At 63.4% G+C, this 17,542-nt stretch carries 17 protein-coding genes; 3 read left to right on the top strand and 14 right to left on the bottom strand.

Going from position 1 to position 17,542, the window contains the following annotated elements:
* Nucleotides 1–20: 20 nt before the first annotated feature.
* The 6 genes from RAC97_RS06065 to RAC97_RS06090 all read right to left on the bottom strand — a co-directional run bounded on the left by RAC97_RS06065 (nt 21) and on the right by RAC97_RS06090 (nt 5,570).
* Nucleotides 21–1,250 (bottom strand): nucleoside recognition domain-containing protein, encoded by a 1,230-nt coding sequence (locus RAC97_RS06065; RefSeq protein ID WP_375098362.1) that lies wholly within the window; start codon nt 1,248–1,250, stop codon nt 21–23.
* A gap of 249 nt (nt 1,251–1,499) precedes the next feature.
* A complete protein-coding gene (gene gltP, locus RAC97_RS06070) occupies nt 1,500–2,834 on the bottom strand; it encodes a glutamate/aspartate:proton symporter GltP (RefSeq protein WP_375098363.1) in 1,335 nt (444 codons plus the stop codon).
* A gap of 757 nt (nt 2,835–3,591) precedes the next feature.
* On the bottom strand, nt 3,592–4,062 hold the full coding sequence (locus RAC97_RS06075; RefSeq protein ID WP_375098364.1) for an inhibitor of vertebrate lysozyme family protein: 471 nt from the start codon (nt 4,060–4,062) through the stop codon (nt 3,592–3,594).
* 2 nt (nt 4,063–4,064) lie between these two features.
* Nucleotides 4,065–4,226, bottom strand: coding sequence for a DUF1328 domain-containing protein (locus RAC97_RS06080; protein WP_003252966.1), 162 nt, complete (start codon nt 4,224–4,226; stop codon nt 4,065–4,067).
* A gap of 56 nt (nt 4,227–4,282) precedes the next feature.
* Nucleotides 4,283–4,573, bottom strand: a complete 291-nt coding sequence (locus tag RAC97_RS06085) for a hypothetical protein (RefSeq protein WP_375098365.1) — start codon at nt 4,571–4,573, stop codon at nt 4,283–4,285.
* A gap of 175 nt (nt 4,574–4,748) precedes the next feature.
* On the bottom strand, nt 4,749–5,570 hold the full coding sequence (locus RAC97_RS06090; protein ID WP_375098366.1) for a BON domain-containing protein: 822 nt from the start codon (nt 5,568–5,570) through the stop codon (nt 4,749–4,751).
* Between the two features lie 211 nt (nt 5,571–5,781).
* On the opposite strand from RAC97_RS06090, the gene algB reads away from it, so the two are divergent.
* Nucleotides 5,782–7,131 carry a sigma-54-dependent response regulator transcription factor AlgB gene (gene algB / locus RAC97_RS06095; protein ID WP_375098367.1) on the top strand — a complete coding sequence of 450 codons (1,350 nt, stop codon included), beginning with the start codon at nt 5,782–5,784 and terminating at the stop codon, nt 7,129–7,131.
* Nucleotides 7,132–7,139: 8 nt separating this feature from the next.
* Nucleotides 7,140–8,906: a KinB sensor domain-containing domain gene (locus tag RAC97_RS06100; protein WP_375098368.1), complete on the top strand. Its 1,767-nt coding sequence runs from the start codon at nt 7,140–7,142 to the stop codon at nt 8,904–8,906.
* A gap of 22 nt (nt 8,907–8,928) precedes the next feature.
* Here RAC97_RS06100 and RAC97_RS06105 read toward each other — a convergent pair whose 3' ends face one another.
* The 8 genes from RAC97_RS06105 to RAC97_RS06140 all read right to left on the bottom strand — a co-directional run bounded on the left by RAC97_RS06105 (nt 8,929) and on the right by RAC97_RS06140 (nt 16,657).
* Nucleotides 8,929–10,548 (bottom strand): EAL domain-containing protein, encoded by a 1,620-nt coding sequence (locus tag RAC97_RS06105; protein WP_375098369.1) that lies wholly within the window; start codon nt 10,546–10,548, stop codon nt 8,929–8,931.
* 93 nt (nt 10,549–10,641) lie between these two features.
* A complete protein-coding gene (locus tag RAC97_RS06110) occupies nt 10,642–11,421 on the bottom strand; it encodes an N-acetylmuramoyl-L-alanine amidase (protein ID WP_375098370.1) in 780 nt (259 codons plus the stop codon).
* A gap of 77 nt (nt 11,422–11,498) precedes the next feature.
* Nucleotides 11,499–11,894 (bottom strand): hypothetical protein, encoded by a 396-nt coding sequence (locus RAC97_RS06115; RefSeq protein ID WP_375098371.1) that lies wholly within the window; start codon nt 11,892–11,894, stop codon nt 11,499–11,501.
* An 88-nt stretch (nt 11,895–11,982) separates the two neighbouring features.
* Nucleotides 11,983–13,992 (bottom strand): diguanylate cyclase, encoded by a 2,010-nt coding sequence (locus RAC97_RS06120; RefSeq protein ID WP_375098372.1) that lies wholly within the window; start codon nt 13,990–13,992, stop codon nt 11,983–11,985.
* 78 nt (nt 13,993–14,070) lie between these two features.
* The gene (locus tag RAC97_RS06125) at nt 14,071–14,925 is read right to left on the bottom strand and encodes an endonuclease/exonuclease/phosphatase family protein (protein WP_375098373.1); all 855 of its coding nucleotides are present in this window, start codon (nt 14,923–14,925) and stop codon (nt 14,071–14,073) included.
* A gap of 12 nt (nt 14,926–14,937) precedes the next feature.
* Nucleotides 14,938–15,570: a thiol:disulfide interchange protein DsbA gene (gene dsbA, locus RAC97_RS06130; protein ID WP_375098374.1), complete on the bottom strand. Its 633-nt coding sequence runs from the start codon at nt 15,568–15,570 to the stop codon at nt 14,938–14,940.
* Between the two features lie 162 nt (nt 15,571–15,732).
* Entirely contained in the window at nt 15,733–16,350 is a 618-nt protein-coding gene (locus RAC97_RS06135; RefSeq protein WP_375098375.1) for a c-type cytochrome, read from the bottom strand.
* Nucleotides 16,351–16,381: 31 nt separating this feature from the next.
* The gene (locus RAC97_RS06140; protein ID WP_375098573.1) at nt 16,382–16,657 is read right to left on the bottom strand and encodes a c-type cytochrome; all 276 of its coding nucleotides are present in this window, start codon (nt 16,655–16,657) and stop codon (nt 16,382–16,384) included.
* Between the two features lie 211 nt (nt 16,658–16,868).
* Here RAC97_RS06140 and yihA point away from each other — a divergent pair, with 211 nt between their 5' ends.
* Nucleotides 16,869–17,498, top strand: a complete 630-nt coding sequence (gene yihA, locus RAC97_RS06145) for a ribosome biogenesis GTP-binding protein YihA/YsxC (RefSeq protein WP_375098376.1) — start codon at nt 16,869–16,871, stop codon at nt 17,496–17,498.
* Nucleotides 17,499–17,542: the final 44 nt, after the last annotated feature.

The following is a 17,542-nucleotide window of genomic DNA, read 5'->3' on the forward strand; positions in this document are numbered from 1 at the left end:
TGCCCCGGCTGGCGCGTGGCTCAGGCAAAGAACCAGTAGCTGACGCCGATCGCTGCGACCACCCCGGCCAGCTCCGCCAGCAAGGCACAGCCGACGGCGTGGCGCACACGCTGGATACCGACCGCGCCGAAATACACTGCCAGCACGTAGAAGGTGGTTTCGGTACTGCCCTGGATGGTCGCCGCCACCAGGGCCGCGAAGCTGTCCACGCCATGGGTCTGCATGGTTTCGATGAGCATGGCCCGCGCTGCGCTGCCGGAGAATGGCTTGACCAGCGCCGTGGGCAGGCCGTCGACGAAACGGGTGTCCATGCCTAGCCATTCGACACCGTGGCGAATGCCATCCAGCGCCAGCTCCAGCGCCCCCGAGGCACGCAGCACACCCACTGCACAGAGCATCGCCACCAGGTAGGGCAAAAGACCCTTGGCCACGTCGAAGCCCTCCTTGGCACCTTCGACGAAGGCTTCGTACACCTTTACCTTGCGCAGCGCACCAATCACCAGGAACAGGATGATCACGCCGAACAGGGAGAGGTTGCCAAGGATCGACGACAGGCTCGCCAGCGCTGCCGCCGACAAGGTGCCGAGAAAGGCCATGAAGCCGCCCAGCAGCAACGCGCCGGGAATCAGATAGGCGAGCACCACCGGGTCCCACAGGCGCAGGCGCTGCATCACCGCCACCGACAGCAGGCCGACCAGGGTCGAGGCGCTGGTGGCCAGCAGGATCGGCAGGAACACCAGCGTCGGGTCGGGGGCGCCTTGCTGGGCGCGGTACATGAACACAGTGACCGGCAGCAGGGTCAGCGACGAGGCGTTGAGCACCAGGAAGAGGATCTGCGCATTGCTCGCAGTGGTGCTGCTGGGGTTGAGCGTCTGCAAGGCACGCATGGCCTTCAGGCCGATGGGCGTGGCGGCGTTGTCCAACCCCAGGCCATTGGCGGCGAAGTTCATGGTGATCAGGCCCAGCGCTGGGTGACCCCGCGGCACTTCCGGCATCAGCCGGGCGAACAGCGGGCCCAGCACCTTGGCCAGCCATTCGACGATGCCCGCCTGCTCGGCGATCTTCAGGAAGCCCAACCACAGGGTGAGGGTGCCGAACAGCAACACCATGACCTCCACCGACAACTTGGCCATGGCGAAGATGCTTTCGACCATTGCGGCGAAGATGCCAGCGTTTCCGCCCACCAGCCATTGGCCGAAGGCGGAGATGGCTGCTATCAGGAAAAAGCCAAGCCACAGGCCGTTCAGCATCCGTGTAATCCCCGTGAAAAATGCCCCGGATGATAGCGCATCCCAAGACCGCGCACAGGAACCTGTAGCCGCGGGCTGGCCGGCGGGAAAGGCCCTGCGGTGTATGGCACCGGCTCTGCCGGTGCGCGCGGGCGAGCCCGCTCCTGCAGGTACAGCGCTGCCCGCGGAAACTGCACACCCCGCGACAGCATCCGCTCAGACAACAAAAAGCCCCGACGCGTCGGGGCTTTTCGGTTCAGCACAACAACCTTACTGCTTGGCAGCCTCGCCAACCACAACGGCCTGTGGCTTGCCCTTGGCCAGCACCAGCTCGTTGTAGTACGCCTCGCCCTTGGCGCTGTCGTACATGCCCTGCCACTTGGCGATGACCACGGCGGCCAGGGCGTTGCCCACCACGTTCAGTGCGGTACGGGCCATGTCCATGATGCGGTCGACACCGGCGATGAAGGCCAGGCCCTCCAGTGGAATGCCTACGCTGCCCAGGGTCGCCAGCAGCACCACGAACGAGACGCCCGGCACACCGGCAATACCTTTGGAGGTGACCATCAGGGTCAGCACCAGCAGCAGCTGCTGGCTCAGCGACAGGTCGATGCCGTACAGCTGGGCGATGAAGATCGCCGCGATGCTCTGGTACAGGGTCGAGCCGTCGAGGTTGAACGAGTAGCCGGTCGGCACCACGAACGAGCAGATGGACTTCGGCGCGCCGTACTTCTCCATCTTCTCGATCACGCGCGGCAGCACGGTTTCGGAGCTGGAGGTGGAATAGGCGAGGATCAACTCGTCTTTCATGATGCGCATGATCTTGATGATCGAGAAGCCAAACACGCGCGCTACCAGGCCCAGCACCATGAAGGCGAAGAAGGCGATGGCGAAGTACACCACCAGCACCAGCTTGGCCAGCGGCAGCAGGGATGCGAAGCCGAAGTTGGCGACGGTGGCGGCGATCAGAGCGAATACGCCGATCGGGGCGTAGGCCATGATCATGTGGGTGACCTTGAACATGGTCTCCGACACGCCCTGGAAGGTGCGCACCAGCGGGTCGCGCAGCTCGGCGTTGAGGCTCGACAGGCCCAGGCCGAACATTACCGAGAAGAAGATGATCGGCAGCATCTCGCCGCGCATCAGCGCCGCGAAGATGTTCGACGGAATCAGGTTGAGCAGGGTTTCGATGAACGCATGCTCATGCTGCACTTCGGCCGCGGTGGCCTGGTACTTGGAGATGTCGACGGTGCCCAAGGTGCTCATGTCGATGCCGGCGCCCGGGTGGAAGACGTTGGCGAACACCAGGCCGACGATGATGGCGATGGTGGTCACCACCTCGAAGTAGACGATCGTCTTCACACCGATGCTGCCGAGCTTCTTCGCATCGCCAACCCCGGCGATACCCACGATCAGCGAGGAAATCACGATCGGGACGACGATCATCTTGATCAGGCGAATGAAGATGTCGCCGGCGGGCTGGAGGACGTTGCTGATCCACCATGCCTTTTCTGCACTGAAATGATTCAGCAGCGCGCCGACTGCAACGCCCAGTACCAGACCGATGACGATCTGCCAGGCGAGGCTCAGTTTTGCCTTCTTCATGTCGTTACCTTTGTTTTAGTGGTCTTGGGTGGATCAGCCTGAAAGCCGCTTGCCAGAGCCGTTGGTAACGTCACTGTGAGCATGTTGGCTTGCGTTTGGCGACCCTGGCGACGGTCACCGCAGGCGAGCGAAAGAGCGCTCAGCCAGCGAAAAAAGGCCGCAACTATTGCGATGGGGAGGGGGGGAGTCTAATGCCGTAAACGACTAGCCCATGCACAATCGGCATAGCTAAAGCGCCTGTTTGTCACCGGAAAGCGGGCCTTGTTTTTCCATGTTCGGATTCCCGAACATGACCAAACCGCCAGTTTTCGGCAGAAAAGACTGTATTCGTTCGCGGGTTGGTTGGCGCGTTCGACAATCCGAATGGCAGAAATGACGTCTTCAGCTGACGCTGCAGAAGGGGAAAAAATTTCGATGTACGGTTGCGTCAAAATGTGTCTTACGACGCCGCGGGGGAAACGAGACGGGTGCTTTCATATATATAGCTGCTTTGCCTAGACGCTTCGGAAGCCAGGCCAGCCTCCTGCGGCTGTCATGCCGCGACTGGCCTGAAACTTCCGATGCCATCTTTCCTGACCCAGCCCTTGCGGAGGCACTCCCTGTACCCCTAGGCCGCTCCGGTCCTGTAACAACCAGAACAGCCCGGCTCCCTGGTCATGCGCCGCCCTTTCTCGGGGTTACGCAGCATAGAAGCGTGAACGATGGAAAGGTTCAGCTTCCAAAGCGTTACAACGTGATACCGACGGTATAAACCGGTTCAGTACCAATTCGGGTCACGCTTGAGTTGCTCTTGCAACAAGGCCTTCATGCCGTCGTCCGGCTTGCCCAGCCATCGGTAATCGGCATGGCGGGTGGGCGACTTGTCGGCGGGCAGGCCTTCGGGCACTTCCACGAGCATCCCGTAGGCTTCGTCCTTGTCCCAGCTGAAGGCAACCACCAAGCGCTTGTAGGTGCACTTGTCTTCCGCTTCGCAAAGCGGGCCGACCAGGTACTTGTCGCCATCCTCGGTCACCGCAGACATCTGCTGCGGCGCACTGCCGCTGAGGTTGAGCACCCACTCGGGCAGACGCTCCTCGCCCTTGACCGTGGACTGCCAGGTTTCCCGGTACTCGGGGTCGGTACCCAACAGCTGGTTGACGCGCACCTGGCCGTCATTGGCCGCCATCGCCGCCACGCCACTGCCCAGCATCAGGGCAGCGGCCAAGGCTTTGTGTAGCATCCGGGTCATCTTCAACCCCTACCGCGTCCGAAGAAGAAAGAAGCCACGAACAGCACCAGGAAGACAATGAAGAGGATCTTCGCGATACCGGTAGCGGCGCCGGCGATACCACCGAAGCCCAGAACGGCGGCGACAATGGCGATAATCAGGAAGGTAATAGCCCAACTCAGCATGGTGATTCTCCTTTCTCTTTTGTGACCGTTCAGCGAGGTAGGTGCCAACGCAGGGCCTAGAACACCCAGCGCTCCTGGACCACGACGTTCTCGACCGTGGCTGGCGAGGTCCGGGCCACCGGCAGCGTCTGCGGCTGCGCGGCCTTGACCAGGGTGGTGGCACGCTCCGCCTGGATCTGCGCCAACAGTGCAGTCTGCGCCGCGACCTGGTCGGCCAGGCGAGCGGTCTGCCAGCTGTAGTACGCCTGGCCAGCGGCCAGGGTCAGCAGCAGCGCCATGCCCAGGAAAAGAAACTGGCGAATGGGCAGTGCGGCGATCTGCGAGCGGTTGACGGATGGGCGGTTCATGCCGACTCCTCCTGCTGTATTTGTTTTCCAAACTTGAGGAGTTCATTGCAGCCTGCATGCCAGCCTTTGAAAATTAAAATAACCCTTATAAATCAATAGTTTATAAACATAGGAAATAAGTGGCCGGGACGTATCCTGCACGATGCCCGCTGACACCTCGTGCGTTTTGCACGACTCAGCCCTCGACTTTGGTGGCCACCCGCAGCAAGTCGGCGTCCACCCCACGTACCCCGACGATCTGCCGGGCGATGTCTTGGGCGATGGTTTTCTGCTCCTGGCTAACTACCTCGCCAGATAGACGTACCAGGCCTTCTTCGCTGGCGACCTTGATGTTCAGGCCATCCAGGTGGCGGCTATAGCGGTAGCTGGCCTGGATCTTGTCGATGACCCAGGCGTCGCTGGGCTGCTTGCCGCTGGGCGCGTCCAGTGGGGTTTCGCGGGCCTTGGCCAAGGCTGCGGAATCCAGGCCGATCAGGTTGTTGACCAAGTGAACGCCTTCGGTGCCAGCGGCCAGCACGCCGGCCAGTTCCTTGGCCTCGATACGGTCGACGCGGCCACGCAAGGTCACCACACCCTCGCGGCTTTCCACCTCGATGGGCGAGGCCTCGGTAACGCGGCTCCACAACAGCCGCGCCCGCACGATGGCCGTCAGGGTCGCGTCCTCCAGGCGCTGGGCGTAGGCGCGCAGTTCCAGAGGGCGGTCCACCAGATCGGCATTCACCTGCAACCGGTTGTCGACCTGCTCGATGCCCCGCGTGGCCAGCGCCACCCGTTCGGCCAGCTGGCGCTCGACCTCATTCTCCACCTCGCCACTGAGGCGAGCCTGGGCGCCATCGACCTCGACCTTGATACGGAACGGGTTGAGCACCTTGTTCAGCGACAGGGCCGTTTGCAAGGCGCCTTCCAGGCGGGCGTCCTGCACCGGCTCGGCAAAGGCAGGGCTCATCACGGCGAGCAGGCCGGCGGCCAGCATGGCGGCCTTGGGGATGGAAGGCATGGCACTTCTCCTTTCATGTCAGAACCAGGAATCGTCGCAACCCCCGTGCCAGTCGCCGGGGAACCTCAACAATTCGTTCAAATTCAACTTGTTAGCAAAGGACTGGCGCAGCGACTAGCATGCACAGGACGGAATCCTTCAGAATCGACCATGCAACTTGCCCGATTTTTCCGACACTAACTGAGATCAATCCCAACGGAGCGCAGGAAACATGGATTCAGCCCAGGACAAGCAAGGCCGCATTTTGCTGGTGGACGACGAGTCCGCCATCCTGCGCACCTTCCGTTACTGCCTCGAAGACGAGGGCTATAGCGTCGCCACTGCCAACAGCGCCAGCCAGGCTGAGACACTGTTGCAGCGCCAAGTGTTCGACCTGTGTTTCCTCGACCTGCGCCTGGGCGAGGACAACGGCCTGGACGTACTGGCGCAGATGCGCATCCAGGCGCCGTGGATGCGCGTGGTGATCGTCACCGCCCACTCGGCCATCGACACCGCCGTCGACGCCATCCAGGCCGGGGCCGCAGACTACCTGGTGAAGCCGTGCAGCCCCGACCAACTGCGCCTGGCCACCGCCAAGCAACTGGAAGTGCGCCAGTTGTCGGCACGCCTGGAAGCGCTGGAAGGTGAAGTGCGCAAGCCAAAGGACGGCCTGGATTCCCACAGCCCGGCCATGATGGCGGTACTGGAAACCGCCCGGCAGGTGGCTACCACCGATGCCAACATCCTCATCCTCGGCGAGTCGGGTACGGGTAAAGGCGAACTGGCCCGCGCCATCCATGGCTGGAGCAAGCGCGCGCGCAAGGCCTGTGTGACCATCAACTGCCCTTCGCTGAACGCCGAACTGATGGAAAGCGAGCTGTTCGGCCACACCCGCGGCGCCTTTACCGGGGCCAGCGAAAGTACCTTGGGGCGGGTCAGCCAAGCCGACGGCGGCACGCTTTTTCTCGACGAGATCGGCGATTTTCCTTTGACGTTGCAACCTAAGTTGCTGCGCTTCATCCAGGACAAGGAATACGAGCGGGTGGGCGACCCGGTTACCCGGCGCGCCGATGTGCGCATCCTTGCGGCCACCAACCTCAACCTCGAGGAAATGGTGCGCGAGGGCCGCTTCCGAGAGGACCTGCTGTACCGCCTCAACGTCATCACCCTGCACCTGCCGCCCCTGCGCGAGCGCAGCGAGGACGTGCTGACCCTGGCCGACCGCTTCCTGGCCCGCTTCGTCAAGGAATACTCCCGCCCGGCCCGAGCGTTCAGTGACGAAGCCCGCGCAGCCTTGCTCAACTACCGCTGGCCGGGAAACATCCGCGAACTGCGCAACGTGGTCGAGCGGGCCAGCATCATCTGTCCGCAGGAGCGCGTGGAAATCAGCCACCTGGGCATGGGCGAGCAACCTGCCGCCGGCAACGCTCCACGGGTGGGTGCCGCCTTGAGCCTGGATGAACTGGAACGCGCTCACATCGGCGCGGTGCTGGCCGCCAGCGACACCCTCGACCAGGCCGCCAAGACCCTCGGGATCGACGCCTCCACCCTGTATCGCAAGCGCAAGCAATACAACCTGTGAGGTGGCCGATGAAGCTGCGCACACGGTTGTTCTTCAGCATTTCGGCGCTGGTCACCGTGGCGCTGCTGGGGCTGCTGCTGGGGCTGTCCAGCGTCCTGCAGATGGCCTCGATGCAGCAACGGCTGGTGCGCGACACCACTCACAGCCTGGAGGTGGGCCTCAAGCTCAGGCAAAACCTGGGCGAGCAACTGAAACTGCTGCTCGACGAGGAAGCCGATGCGCGGCAGACCGCGTCGCTGCAGGACACTTTCCAGACCCTGCTTCAGCAAGGCCTTGAGCAAGATGACGAACGCGGTGGCTTCAGCAAGGCCAACGCGAACTACCAGAATTTCCTCAAGGCCTATCGGGAAAGCCCGGTGCCCGCCCGCGACATGGGGCCGGAAGACCCTCTGGGCATGGCCTTCAACCAAGTGCGCAATGACTTGATCGACTCGCACAGGGTGGCCCTGCAACACATCCTGCAAAGCGAGGAAGACTCCCGTGACCGTGCCCTGCTGGTCAGTGGCGCGCTGGGCGTCATGGGCCTGGCGGTGCTGGTGCTGGGCTTCATCAGCGCGCACAACATTTCCCGGCGCCTTGGCCAGCCCATCGAGGCCCTGGCCAAGGCCGCCGACGAGCTAGGCAAGGGCAATTTCGACGTCACCTTGCCAGTGACCCAGGCCAACGAGCTGAACCAGCTGACCCGGCGCTTTGGCTTGATGGCCGACGCCCTCCGCAAGCACCAGGCCACCAACGTCGACGAGCTGCTGGCTGGCCAGCAACGCTTGCAGGCGGTGCTCGACAGCATTGACGACGGCCTGCTGATCATCGACCGCCAGGGCCACCTGGAGCACCTCAACCCCGTGGCCCAGCGCCAGTTGGGTTGGGACTCCAGCCGCATCGGCAGAGGCCTTGCCGAAGCGCTGCAACGTCCGGAGCTGGACCACCAGCTGCGCCAGGTGTTGCGTGGCGGCAGCCTGGAGCGTCAGCCCGACGACCTGCACATCGACATCGACGACGAGACCCGCCTGCTGACCTACAGCCTCACCCCGGTCAGCCACCCGCAAGGGCCGATCCTGGGGGCGGTGATGGTGCTGCATGACGTTACCGAGCAACGCGCCTTCGAGCGCGTGCGCAGTGAGTTCGTGCTGCGCGCCTCTCACGAGCTGCGCACTCCCATCACCGGCATGCACATGGCCTTCGGCCTGCTGCGCGAGCGGGTCAAGTTCCCGCCCGAGGCGCGCGAGAACGACTTGGTCGAGACCATCGGCGAAGAGATGCAGCGCCTTACCCAACTGATCAACGACCTGCTCAATTTCTCGCGCTACCAGAGTGGCCAGCAAAAGCTCGAGCTGGCGCCATGCGCCATCGATGAGCTGCTGGAACGTGCACAGGCGCGCTTTGCCGAGCAGGCCGGGCAGAAGCAGATCGAACTGGTGAAGACACTGGAACTGCCATTGCCGCACATCCAGGCAGACCTGCCGCAGCTCGACCGCGTGCTGGACAACCTGTTGCACAACGCCATTCGCCATACCGCCAACGGCGGGCGTATCCGCCTGTCCGCCCGGCGGCATGCCGAGCGGGTGATCGTCAGCGTAGAGGATAATGGCGAGGGCATCGCCTATGGCCAGCAGGGGCGGATCTTCGAGCCGTTCGTGCAGGTGGGGCGCAAGAAAGGTGGGGCGGGGCTAGGGTTGGCGCTGTGCAAGGAGATCGTGCAGTTGCATGGCGGGCGCATGGGCGTGTTTTCCCGGCCGGGGCAGGGCACCCAGTTCTACATGGCCTTGCCGGTGTAGGCGACTGGGCTGGCACAGGCACTCATGGCTCATCATCGATACGCCGCGACGCGACCCGCCGTCCGCGGGTAATCAACTCGGCGAACTGCCGGGCATTCAACGGGTGAGCGAACAACCAGCCCTGGCCGTAGTTGACCCCTTCGCTGTTGAGCAGCACCGCCTGGTCTTCACATTCGATGCCCTCGGCGATCACTCGCAGGTGCAGGTCGTGGGCCATGCGGATGATGTGCGGGGCGACGCCGCTGCTGGCGGCGTCGTGGCCCAGGGCATCGATGAATGCCTTGTCGATCTTCAGGCAATCCACCGGCAGGGTTTGCAGGTAGGCCAGGCTGCAGTAGCCGGTGCCGAAATCATCGATCAGCACCTGGTGCCCGACATTGCGCAGGGCCTGGAGGTTGTCGCGGGCGACCACCACATCGACCAGCCCGCGTTCGGTCACCTCAAAGGCGATCTGGCTGGCCGCCACCCGGTGGTGAGCGAGCAGGCGCGCCGCTACCCGGCCGATACGCGGCACCATCACGTCGCAGGCTGCCAGGTTCACCGAGATGTACAAGTGGCGATTGGCTCGCAGCAGTTGGCCCAGTTGCTCGAGCACCCGTTGCAGGACGAAGTCGGTGATCTGGCGGATCTGCCCGGTGTTCTCGGCCAGCGGGATGAACAGCTCCGGGCTGGTCAGGGTGCCATCGGGCCGGCGCCAGCGCACCAGGGCCTCGGCCCCCACGCAGCGGCGGCTGTCCAGCTCGAAAATTGGCTGGTAGAGCACCTGCAATTCGCCGCGGCGCAGGGCATTCTGCAATTCCGAGCTCATCGAACGACGTTGCAGGATCAGCTGCAACACCAGCCAGCCGATGCAGCACGCAAGCACCACACTGCCGGGGAACAGCAGCCAGAGCATGCTGTTCATGCGCAGCGGCAGGCTTGCACGCGGCGCGATCAGCACCAGTTGGTAGTCCGGCGATTTGGTCGGCATGCGATAGACCAAGCGGTCGCTGAGTTCCAGCAAGGCCTTGTGCGAAGGCGGCGGCCAGCCTTCCGCGGGTGGCCAGGGTTGCGCTGGGCCAAGCACCGGTATCGCCCGCGCGCCGTGGTCGAGCACCACCAGCAGGCTGCCGCCGACGGGCAGGTCGACCACGTCGGTCAAGTGGCCGCGCGAAGTGGAAACCAAAAACTGGCCACGCCCGAGCATCAGCGCCGCCAGGTTTTCGTTCGGCTCGGTCGTGGTGTTGAGCCAGTAGCTGTAGGTCGGGCCCTGGATGTCCGGCGCCCGCAGGGGCTCCATGAGCCGAGCCCCCCCACGGGTGGAACAGGCCATCGGACCCTCCACGTAGATGGCCTCGTAGACGAAGCGGTAGCTCAGGCTGACCTGTTGCAAGGCCGCCAGCATCGCCGGGTCGCAGCCTCGCAGCGGCTGCGCCTGCAACTGGTCGACGCCCTCGCGCAACTGGCCGAACACCTGCTCCAGACGCTCCAGAAAACGCTCGCCACGGGCGTTCATCTGCGCACTTTCGCTTTGCTTCATCTGCTGCAGGGTCACGCCGAAGCTGCCGGCCAGCAACAAGGCCGCGCTGGCCAGGGCCACTAACGAGGCCAGCATCCAGGGGCGATAGAATATTTGGCGCACTGTGGCGATGAAGGGAGGCATGCGCGGCATCCAGTTGAATACCAAAGGTATAGCAACTGGATGCAGTCTCAGCCTGGCCGTTGGGCGGCGGCTGGCAAGCCCTGCGCAAACGTATCAGCGCTGGGTGTTGAGTACCTGCAGCATGGCGGCGGTCTGGCTGTCGGGCTGGCCGTCGAAACGTTGTGGGCGAAAGCGCATCTGGAAGGCGGCGATCACATGCCGCGTGGCCACGTCCAGCTCGCCGGTCTGCTCGATGCCATAGCCAAAACGCGCCAGTTGCTGCTGGTACCACAGGGCGCTGGGCGGGTTGGCCTCGAAGAACACCTGCTGGCGCACCACCGCATTGGCGTTCGGCCATACGCCCAGGCCGGCGTCGGCCAGGCGTTTCCAGGGAAACATCGGCCCGGGGTCGAGCTTGCGCAGCGGGGCGATGTCGCTATGGCCGATGATGTGCTGCGGGGAAATATTGTTGCGCTGCACGATGCCCTTGAGCAGGGCGATCAGCGCCTGTACCTGCGCTTCGCTGTAGGGATGCCAGACCCTGCCACCGGGCGTGTCGGTGTAGCCTGGGTTGACGATCTCGATACCGATGGAACTGGAGTTCAGCCACGTGCGCCCTTGCCATTGGCTTTCACCTGCATGCCAGGAGCGGCGGCTCTCGTCCACCAGCTGGTAGACCGTGGCGTCGCGATCATCGCCAATCAGGTAATGGCTGCTGACTTCGCCATGGGTGAGCAGCGCCAGCGAGCGTTCCAACGAGGCGTTGGTGTAGTGCAGGATGACGAACTGGATGCGGCTGTCCTGGTTGGCCGAGGTGTGGCTGCGGTCGATGCGCAGGCCACTGGAGCATCCGGCAAGGGTCAGCAGGAGCAGCGCTGTGAGGAGTTTTTTCATTGCGGGGAACACGTCAAGGGTAGGCGTCAAGACGCTACAGTATAACGTGCTCACCGCGTGATGTTAGCGTCCGATGATCAGCGAGTGCACAGGATCAGGAACTCCAGCGAGTTGTCACCGCTAGGTTTGTTCATGTCCACCAGTTGGGTGATGACCGTGGCCGTCTCAGCCGACGGCTTGCCGATAACCTTGGCCTGGCCATGCAAGGTGGCGGCTTCGGTGCTCTTGTCGATGGGGGACACCGTGCAGAAACCTGGGTCCATGTGCACGATGCGCTTGTTTAACGTCAGTTTGTATTCAGTCAGGTAGTTAGCCTGAGCCATGCGATCGACCTTTTCGATCCATGCGGGCGATTGCCGCAGCACCTCACCCTTGGCGGAAATGTGCGCCGTCAGTAGCGAATCCTGGGCCATGGCTCCGAACGAGAAAGCCAGGCCCAACAACACCGCCGCAAACCCTGCTGGCTTGTCCATCTACAACCTCCTGCAATCGCTGATCGCGCTGCGGCATGCAGCGCCAGGCTCGCAGTGTGGGTCGTCGAAGAGGTTGCCTGTGCGGTAACTATCTAGAGGGTTCCACTCGGTTGCGCCCTTGGTCCTTGGCCCGGTAAAGCGCTTCGTCGGCGCGCTTGAGCACCTGGTCGGCACGCTCACCGCTACGAAAGGTGCTGACGCCGATGGACGTGGTAATGACCACCCGCTCGCCCTTGAAGTGGAAGGGGCAGGCTTCGACTGCCGCACGCAAGGCCTCGGCAACCTGCAGGGCAGCGGCGGGAGAGGTCTGTGGCAACAGCAGGACGAACTCCTCGCCACCGAAGCGGGCCATGAAATCGCGCCCGCGCAGGCGCTTGCGCAGCTGGTCGGCAACGATCTTCAACACCTTGTCGCCCGCCAGATGACCGTAGCCATCGTTGATGCGCTTGAAGTGGTCGAGGTCGAGAATCGCCATCGCCAGGTGACCGCCGTTTTCCTGCCAGTCGAGTATTTCCTGATCCACTCGCTCCGCCCATGCCGCGCGATTGGGCAAGCCCGTCAAGGGGTCGATCATCGCCTTCTGCCGCTGCTCTTCGAGGTGCTCACGGTAGCCGAGCGCTTCCTGCTCCATGCTCGCCACCCGCGCGGCCAGCCCTTGCAGGCGCCCGGCCAGCTCTTGCTCGCGGCGGTTGCGCTCGTGCTGGTGCTCGTCCATGGTGCCCAGCAGGCCCTCGAGACGGTTCTCCAGGAGATGCTTGAGGCCGTCGAGGTCGTCAGCGCCTTGCACGCTGCTTTGCAGGCCATCGACCTGTTCGCGCAGTTGGCTGTCCAGGTCGCGTGCGGCACAGGTGTTGTCGGCGTGGCCGGCGCTGGCTTCCTGGAGGTGGCTCTGGAAGGTTTCGAGGCGCTCGTTGAGCTGCTGCAGGTACACCTCGAACTCGTGCTGACCGCTGTCGGTGATCGCCAGCATGAGCACGGCCAGGTCATCCAGCACCGGAATCAGCTCATACCAGTTCAAGCCGCGTGCCACCCGCTCGCGCATTTCCAGGGCCTGCGCCTTGTGGCGCTCGGGCAGGCTTAGGTCGTCGAGCAGGCTGATCAGGGTCTTCTCGATGTGCAAGGCCACTGCGCTGTAGGGCGGCTCGGTGGCGTCGGGCAGGGCATAGGGGCCGTCTTCGCCCTCCAAGTCAGGTAGAGGCTCGGCAAGGGCTTCTTCGACGGTGGGGGCTACGACTGTCGGCTTGTCGACTTCGGCCGGCTCACCCTCGGTTTCAGCGGGCGCCTCGTCGGCGCTGGGCTCGGCGACCGGTTCAGGCTGCTCGAAGACCACCACCAGCTCAGGTTCAGGCGCGCCAACGAGTGCTGGCTGTTCGAGCACGACAGGCTGCGGAGCGGGCAAGGGCTGCAACTCATCCACATCGGCACGTGCAGGGTTGGGCAGAACCTGTGCGACGGGCTCCGCGGGTGGTGGCGGCTCTACCGGCGCAGGCGCCTGGCGGGGCGGGGCCTGTGGCTCGGCAAGCGCCACCTCGGGCTCAGGTTGCAACGCCGGGCCGGCTTGGGGTGGCTCGGCCTCGCGCCCACCGAACAGGCGTTGCAGCAGGTTAGGTCGGGCTTCGTCCTCGGGCTGGCGAAGGGCAGACAGCGCACGCCCCTGCAGGCCACTGAGCTCACCCAGCAGTGGAGGCAGCTCGCGCGACTGGCTGACGCCGCCGTCGAGCTTCTTCGCCAGTTTCTTCAGCGGCCGCGACACATCACCTGGCAACGGCAGCCCCTGTAGCTGGCTGACCAGTGCGGTCAACGCCTCGCGGACCTGGTTCATGCGGGTTTCACGACGGTGCTCGGACTCCAGCACGGCCTTTTCCAGGCGCGGGATCAACCCGGCAAGGCCTGCGTCCATGCTGTCGCTGCGAATGACCTCGCGCATTTCCTTCATGCACTGGTCGACGGCCTTGTCGCTACCCTCGGCCGCCAGGCTGCTGCGCACCAGACCACGGCGCAGCAGGTCGAGCCGGGCCTCCCAGCGGCGCTCGAGCTTTTCCTGCTGTTCGATGCTTTTTAAGTATTTTTCTTTCCAGCGCTCGGCTTCGTCGGTCATGCCTGGATCCGCAGGTGAGGGCATCTGATGGGCTGTGATTACCGGGTTTCGGCGAGAAGCGCGAACTCTTGAGCAGGCTTATCGCAAGACCGGCAGCGTAGCCACAGTCAGGGCATCCGGCAATCGGATCTCGACGGCAACGGGAAGATGATCGGAGATGGGCTTGGCCAGCACCTCGACCCGCTCCAGGGTCAGGCTCGGGCTGAGCAGGATATGGTCCAGGCAGCGCTGCGGGCGCCAGCTGGGGAAGGTCGCTTCGACCTGAGGCGCGATCAGGCCGAGGTCGCGCAGGGGGGAGTTTTCCAACAGGTCGGTGGCATGGGTATTCATGTCACCCATGAGTATCTGGTGGCGATAGCCGCCGATCAGCTCGCGGATGTAGGCCAGTTGCAGGGCGCGGGTCTTGGCGCCGAGCGCCAGGTGCATCATCACCACGATCAGCGCGTCATCGCCTTCGCCGAACCGCACCAGGATCGCCCCGCGACCAGCCGGGCCGGGCAGGGGGTGGTCTTCGAGGTGCTGGGGCTTGAGACGGCTGAGCACGCCGTTGCTGTGCTGGGCGAAGCGCCCGAGGTTGCGGTTGAGCTGCTGGTACCAGTAGGGGAAGGCACCGAGCTGAGCCAGGAGCTCGACCTGGTTGATGTAGCCCGAGCGCAGGCTGCCGCCATCGGCCTCTTGCAGGGCCACCAGGTCGAAGTCGCCAAGCAGCTGACCGATCTTCTTCAGGTTGCTGGCCCGGCCATCGTGCGGCAGCAGGTGCTGCCAACTACGCGTCAGGTAATGGTGGTAACGCTCGGTGCTGATGCCGACCTGAATATTGAAGCTGAGCAGCCGCAGGCGACCATCCTCCGGCAGGCCAGGAGCCTGCAGATGATGCTCGTTGACCTGCGGCTGGTGCAGGCCAACGCCACGTGCGGGTCGCATGCGGCGCATGGTATTCGCCGCTTACTTAGCGGCACGCTCCTTGGCGATCAGCTGGTCGGCAACGTTCAGCACGCCTTCCGGCCCACCGGCGCTGCCCAGGTCGAAGCGGTACTTGCCGTTCACGACCATGCTAGGCACGCCGGTGATCTCGTACTTCTTCGCCAGTTCCTTGGCCTGGTTGACCTGGCCCTTGATGGCGAAGGAGTTGAAGGTGGCCAGGAACTTGTCCTTGTCCACGCCTTGGGTGGCAAGGAAGTCAGCCATGTCTTGCGGGTCGGTCAGGCGCTTGCGCTGGTTCTGGATGGCGTCGAAGACGGCGGCATGGACCTTGTGCTCGACGCCCATGGCTTCGAGGGTCAGGAACATCTGGCCGTGGGCATCCCAGGGGCCGCCGAACATCGCGGGCACTCGCTTGAAGTTGACATCGCCCGGCAGCTTGTCGACCCACGGGTTCAGAGTGGGCTCGAAGTGGTAGCAGTGCGGGCAGCCGTACCAGAACAGCTCGACGACTTCGACCTTGCCGGGCACGGACACCGGTACCGGGTTGCTCAGCTCGATATATTCCTTGCCGGCGACAGGCTCCGCGGCCTGTACGGTGGCCACACCGAATACGCTGGCGGCGACCAGCGCAGCGCTGAGAATCAGTTTACGCATGCTTTACTCCTGGGCATTCATGGGTCGCCACGACGCGACCTGAATTGGGACAGGACGGGAAGGGCTTGAGTTCTGTAGTGTAACGACTATGGACAAAAAAAAGGGCAGCGCGGGCTGCCCGTTTTTTCATCAATACCCCAATTGCATTAACCGAGTGTTAACTCAGTGCAAGCCTTGGATATAACTGGCCAACGCTTCGATATCCTTGTTGCTCAGCTTGCCAGCAATGGTGCGCATGGTCATGGCATCGCCGTCGTTGGTGCGGTTGCCTTCGCGGAAGTCGGTGAGCTGCTTGCTCACGTACTGGGCGTGCTGGCCACTCAGGTGGGGGAAACCGGCCAGGGCCAGGCCCGCGCCGTTCGGTGAATGGCAACCCGTGCAGGCCGGCATGCCTTTTTCCAGATCACCGCCGTTGAACAGCGCCTTGCCACGCTCGACCAGTTTCGGGTCGGCGGCACCCACGCTGCCTTTCTGGCTGGCGAAATAGGCAGCGATGTCCGCCATGTCCTGGTCATTGAAGTTGGCCAGCATGCCCGTCATTTCGAGCACCGTGCGCTTGCCGGACTTGATGTCGTGCAATTGCTTCTCGAGGTAACGCTGGCCCTGGCCGGCCAGCTTGGGGAAGTTCGGCGCCAGGCTGTTACCGTCAGGGTTGTGGCAGGCCCCACAGACTGCGGTCTTGGCCTGGCCGGCAGCAGCATCGCCTTTGATAGGGTCCGCAGCACTGGCCGCACCTGCAACCCCCATGGTCAACAGCAGACTCACGAATAGTTTGTTCATCAGCTAATCCAACACGGCTAAGGGTGAAATGTTATGTATCGGGACTGCCGCTCATCCAGAGGATGACCGACCGGTAGTCCTCGGTACTGCAGTCCATGCACAATCCACGCGGCGGCATAGCCTTGAAACCCCGGGTAACATGCGCCACCAATACATCCACACCTTGCGCCAGCCGTGGCTCCCACGCCGCCGTGTCGCCCTTTCTGGGGGCCTGCGGCAGTTGCCCGGCGTGACAGGCCGCACAGCTGCGGTTGTACAACGCCTCGGGATCCTGTGTAGCCTGAGCGCTGAAAAACGGTAGGAACATACCGACAGCAAGCAGCCATTTCGCCTTGCGGAACGACCTTTCAGGGTTGGGTGCCGCGCTGCGTTCTAATGCGCGAGCTAGTGTTCGACACCCCATGCGTCTTCCCCTTCGCTGGGAGAATTCGCACACAAAAACTGGGGCATTATATACTTCCGCCCTCCAAACGGAAACGCTGGTGCCTGGACTAGGCAACACCCACATCGGATATCCCATGCAAGTCAAGAACCCCATCCTCGGCCTCTGCCAGAAAGCCAAATTCGCCCTCAGCGCCGCCAAGGTCGAACAATGCCCGGAAGACCAGGGCTACGAGGTGGCTTTCGCCGGCCGTTCCAACGCCGGCAAGTCCAGTGCCCTCAACACCCTGACCCACGCCAGCCTGGCACGTACCTCCAAGACCCCCGGTCGCACCCAGCTGTTGAATTTCTTCAGTCTGGACGATGAACGGCGTTTGGTCGACCTGCCCGGCTACGGATATGCAAAAGTCCCGATTCCGCTCAAGCAGCACTGGCAACGCCACCTGGAAGCCTACTTGGGCAGCCGCGAATGCCTGCGAGGGGTGATTCTGATGATGGACGTGCGCCACCCCATGACCGATTTCGACAAGATGATGCTCGACTGGGCGAACGCCGCCAGCATGCCGATGCACATCCTGCTGACCAAGGCCGACAAACTGACCCACGGCGCGGGCAAGAACACCTTGCTCAAGGTGCAATCGGAAATTCGCAAGGGTTGGGGCGAGGGCGTGACCATCCAGCTGTTCTCGGCGCCCAAGCGCCTTGGGCTGGAGGAGGCCTATCGGGTGCTGGCCGATTGGATGGAGCTGGAAGACAAAGTCATCTGACGGCTCGCGCGCTCCTGCCGGGGGCGCGACACCCTGAATTGCGG

The organism is Pseudomonas sp. LS_2, assembly GCF_042709235.1.
Lineage (GTDB): Bacteria > Pseudomonadota > Gammaproteobacteria > Pseudomonadales > Pseudomonadaceae > Aquipseudomonas.